This window comes from uncultured Campylobacter sp., assembly GCF_938045225.1.
GTDB lineage: Bacteria > Campylobacterota > Campylobacteria > Campylobacterales > Campylobacteraceae > Campylobacter_A.
This window is the reverse complement of sequence record NZ_CALINL010000086.1, coordinates 1-4,557: the sequence shown is the minus strand read 5'-3', so window position 1 is coordinate 4,557 and position 4,557 is coordinate 1. Positions and strand designations below refer to the sequence as shown.

Here is a 4,557-nt window from a genome sequence, read left to right as displayed (position 1 = left end):
TTTATGAGGCTAAATTTGAACCCGCTATCGACACGGTGGAGATTTTAAAGCTAGGCTTTAAAGGCGCTGCAATAGGCGCTGAAATAAGGCGTAGGCAGGATCTAGCGATAGATAAATTTTTAAACGAAAAGTCAAGCCGCACTTAAAAATTAACCTAGTTAAAAGCGCAAATTGGCTAAAATCAAGCCCTATTTTAAAGAGGCGAAAGTGGAAAAAACTTCAAATATAAATTTTCAAAATAAAAAAAAGCCGTCGCGATGCGATTGCGACGATATTTTTAAACACTACTTAAAAAATAATTTTTTAAAATTTACAAGTCTTACAAAAGGCTCAAATTTACGCGACCAGACAAGTGCTTTTGCGTCTTTTAAAATGCGTGCTAAGGCGGCTTTTTAATGTTTAATATAGTCCTCGTTCATCCTCAAATCCCCCAAAATACGGGTTCGATCGGCCGCATGTGTGTAAATGCAAACCTTAAGCTACATATAATCAAGCCGACCGTTTTTGACATCAGCGAAAAGGCCGTTAGGCGTGCGGGGCTTGATTACTGGGCGCGGCTAAATCCGGTAATTTGGGAGAGTTTGGACGAGTTTTTGCACGCAAACGCCCAGTTCGAGGATAGATTTTTTTACGCGACGACGAAGGCGCATAAATTTTATTTTGAAGCGGAGTTTAAAAAGGGCGACTTTTTGTTTTTCGGCGGCGAAAGTACGGGCCTACCTATGGAGCTGATGGAGCGAAATTTCTCAAACGCGATCAAAATCCCGATGGGCGAGCACGGCAGGAGTTTAAATTTAGCCACGAGCGCGGGTATCATCGCCTATGAGGCTATCAGGCAAAATTTCGCCCAGTCAGGCCTTGGAAGCGCACTATGAAATTTGCGGCAAATAGGCTCTTTGCGCTCTTTTTTGTGGCCCTGTTTTTCGCCGTTTTTGCGGCGGGCGCCGAGCTAAAGATCGCTACGTTTAACGCGCAAAATTTATTTGACGCCAAAAACGACGGCAGCGAGTATAAAGATTTCGTCGTCGGAAAATCGGAGTGGGGCGAGAAAAAGGCGAGTGCCAAATTTAAAGCCGTAAGCGCAAAGATAAAAGAGCTAAACGCCGATATCATCGCGCTTCAAGAGATAGAAAACGAAATGATTTTAAAAGAGCTGATGAATGATGCGGGTTATAAATATTTTGCCTTTTCAAAGGGTAAAAACGGCCCCGTAGGCCTAGCCGTCATCTCTCGCGTAAAGCCTGAAAAAACGCAAATCTTTAGCGTGCCAAACATAAAAACAAGGGACATTTTGAAGCTTGATTTTGAAGTGGAGGGGCAAAAATTTAGTCTTTTAAATTTGCATTTTCCAGCTAGAAAAAATCCTTTAAAGCAGAGAAAAACGGCTTTTATCACTCTAAAATCAGCTTTAACGGATACCCAAAAGGTCGTGGTTTTGGGCGATTTTAACACGCCTTACGGAGATAAAGAGCTGCTGGGCGATTTTGAAACTAGTAAAAATTTAGCCAATCTATGGGCGTTTTTACCGAAGCACGAGCGCTACTCGCACACGAGCCTAAATGCGCTCGATCACGTCCTGCTCTCAAAGGACGCGCTTAGCCAAAACTATGTCTTAAACAGCTTTAAGGTTGAGCGAGACGGGGCGCAAATTTCGGATCATTTCGCGTTGGTTTTTAGGCTAAATTTTGATAAAAACGCTAAAAATACGCTGCAAAATATCGCCGAGGCGCGGGTCGGCGAGCTGTCAAAGAAGTCAAATTTGCCCGTTTTGCTAAAACGCGCTACGGTCGTGCAAAAAGATAAAAAAGGCTTTACGCTAGCGCAAGATAAGCGCGGTATCTACGTCTACGAGCCAAAAAACGACGCAAAGCCCGGTCAGGTCATGGACATAGCGGTAAACCGCCTAGACGAGTTTAAGGGAAATCTTGAGATCAGCTCGCATTACGCGGTAAAAATTTATGACGAAACGCAAGACCCGCATGAACAGATGCTGGAGGCTAAAAACCTAAAACAAGCGCGCCCGGGCGACGTGTTTAGCCGTATCGGCGGCGAAGTGCGAAACGGCAGACTATACACGCCGTACGGAGATATTAAAATTTACGGCGCAAAGGGCAAACCGCGCAACGAAAAAGAGGCGATTTTTACGTCCGTGCGAGTCGTGAATTATAAAAACGAACCTCAAATTTGGATAGACAATGAAGATAATTGACGCGGTGATGCTTGGCGCATTCGTGCTTTTTACGATATTTTTGATGCGCGGATTCGTCACGCAGACGCTTGAGAGAAGCAAAAGAAGACAAAATTTAAAAAAGGATAAAAAATGAGTGAAACAAAAGAACTGATCGTGGAGATCGGCGTCGAGGAGCTACCGGCGATCCCGTTTTTAAAAGAGTGCGGCAATGTCGCGGCAAAGTGGCGCGAGACGCTAGCGCAAAACGGCCTAGATAGCGAGTGCGAGTTTTACTACACGCCGCGCAGAATTGCGTTCTACCACCCGAAATTTGCGGTGCGTCAGGAGGACGGATTTAGCGAGTTTATCGGTGCGCCTAGACAAGTCGCGCAAAAAGACGGCGCATGGACGCCGGCTGCGCTGAGTTTTGCTAAAAAATGCGGTATCGCAGAGTCTGAGCTAAAATTTGAAACCGTCGGCGGCAAAGAGGTGCTCTACTATAAAAAGCCCGTCGCGGGTAAGCCTAGCTCTGAGCTTCTGGGCGATATGATCGAGAAGTTTTTGCTCGGCTTAAATTTTGGCAAATCCATGCGCTGGGGCGATGGTAAATTCGAGTTTATCCGCCCGGTACGCTCGTTTTTGTGCTTGCTTGGAGACGAGGTTGTTAAATTTAACAAATTTGACGTTGAAAGTGACGATACGATTTTCATGCACAGAAGCGTCGGCTACGATAAATTTACCGTCAAAAATGCGAAAGATTATTTCGCTGCGATGCCTAAAATCGGCGTAATCCTCGATCAAAATGCGCGCCGAGAGAAAATTTTGAGCGAATTTAAACAAATCGAAGCTAAAAACGGCATAACGGTCGAGGTGGACGAGGCGCTGCTAGACGAAGTCGTAGCGATCACCGAGCATCCGACCGCGCTGCTTGGGGGCTTTGAGCGGGAGTTTTTGGAGGTGCCTAGCGAGGTCATCATCACCTCGATGAAGGAAAATCAGAGGTATTTTCCCGTTTTTGAGGGCGGCAAGCTCGCTAATCGCTTCGTGGTCGTTAGCAACGCCATCTCGCCCGAGCCAGCACTCATCGTAAAGGGCAACGAAAAAGTACTTCGCGCGAGGCTTAGCGACGCGATGTTTTTCTGGCGTAGCGACCTGGCGCATGAGTTCGGCCCAGAAAAGCTAAAAAACATCACCTATCTAAAAGAGCTTGGCAGCACATACGACAAAAGCGTACGCGAGCTAGGCGTTGCAAAACGGCTGGCTAAAATCTGCGCCGATCGTCTAAAAGCGTGCGCGGGAGAGGGCTACGAGGCGCTGCTGGAGCGCGCCGTGATGCTGAGCAAGGCCGATCTAACCACGCAGATGGTGTATGAATTTACCGAGCTTCAAGGCGTGATGGGTGGCTACTACGCGGCGGCTAAGGGCGAAAACGAAAACGTCGTAACCGCGATCAAGGAGCAGTACTTGCCGAGCGGTGAGGCTAGCGCGCTACCTAGCACTATATTTAGCTCCGTCGTCGCGCTCGCGATCAAGCTCGAGACGTTAATCGGGCTCTTTAGCGCGGGTAAGATCCCAAGCGGCAACAAGGACCCGTATGCGCTGCGCCGCGCGGCTAACGGCGTTATAAAGATAATCCAAAACGAAAATCTAAACCTTGATATCGCGGCGTTTTTGCGCGAGACGGCGGAGGGCTACGCCAAATTTGACGTCGAGGCGCTGATAGGATTTATATTTGATAGGCTTTATACATTTTTTGACGTGAACCCGTCCGTCGTAAAGGCTTGCCTAGCTAGCAAAAAGGGCGACGTACTCGCGCAGTGCGAGGCGATCGACGCTCTAGGCGCTATCTGCGCGGCAGATGACTTTAGGCAAAATTTCAGCACCTTTAAGCGCCTGGCAAATATCATAAAGGATGAAAATTTCGGCTCGGTTGATGAAGCGAAATTTGAAAATGAGAGCGAGAAAAAGCTAAATGATGCGTTTAAGGCCGCGGTAAAAGCCGGCGGCTCATATAGCGAACGCCTAAAAAATCTTTTCGGTCTAAAAGTCGCGATAGACGAGTTTTTCGACAATGTAATGATAAACGCCGAGGACGAGCTCGTGCGTAAAAACCGCCTTGCGCTCGTTGGGCAAATTTACGCGGAATTTCTTAAGATCGCCGATATAAAAGAGATAAGCTTATAAACGCTAGAAGCGGTGATGCCGCTTCTAAATTTGGCTTGGGGTATAACGTTTAGGTATGATTTGCGCAGGCGTAGCATTTGCTATGTTTGGCAATCCTGAAAAAATCAACCTCGACCTCACGCAGGGTGCGGTTTTGCTGTGGCTTGGTATCGGAGCTAGCGGTCTAGGATACTTTTTATGGAACAAAGGCGCATGTGAGGTAG

Annotated in this window: 4 protein-coding genes; all 4 read left to right on the top strand. The window is 47.2% G+C overall.

Features of this window, described 5'->3' with window-relative positions; all coding sequences use genetic code 11:
* The first annotated feature begins 395 nt into the window (after positions 1 to 395).
* The 4 genes from Q0200_RS03805 to glyS are packed head-to-tail and all read left to right on the top strand — an operon-like array spanning position 396 to position 4,354.
* Complete coding sequence (locus Q0200_RS03805) at positions 396 to 875, top strand: tRNA (cytidine(34)-2'-O)-methyltransferase (RefSeq protein ID WP_297937949.1); 480 nt, start codon at positions 396 to 398, stop codon at positions 873 to 875.
* Positions 872 to 2,209: an endonuclease/exonuclease/phosphatase family protein gene (locus Q0200_RS03800; protein WP_297937945.1), complete on the top strand. Its 1,338-nt coding sequence runs from the start codon at positions 872 to 874 to the stop codon at positions 2,207 to 2,209. Before Q0200_RS03805 ends, Q0200_RS03800 begins: the two co-directional genes overlap by 4 nt.
* Positions 2,196 to 2,324, top strand: coding sequence for a hypothetical protein (locus Q0200_RS03795; RefSeq protein WP_297937942.1), 129 nt, complete (start codon positions 2,196 to 2,198; stop codon positions 2,322 to 2,324). Before Q0200_RS03800 ends, Q0200_RS03795 begins: the two co-directional genes overlap by 14 nt.
* Positions 2,321 to 4,354: a glycine--tRNA ligase subunit beta gene (gene glyS, locus Q0200_RS03790; protein WP_297937940.1), complete on the top strand. Its 2,034-nt coding sequence runs from the start codon at positions 2,321 to 2,323 to the stop codon at positions 4,352 to 4,354. Before Q0200_RS03795 ends, glyS begins: the two co-directional genes overlap by 4 nt.
* Positions 4,355 to 4,557: the final 203 nt, after the last annotated feature.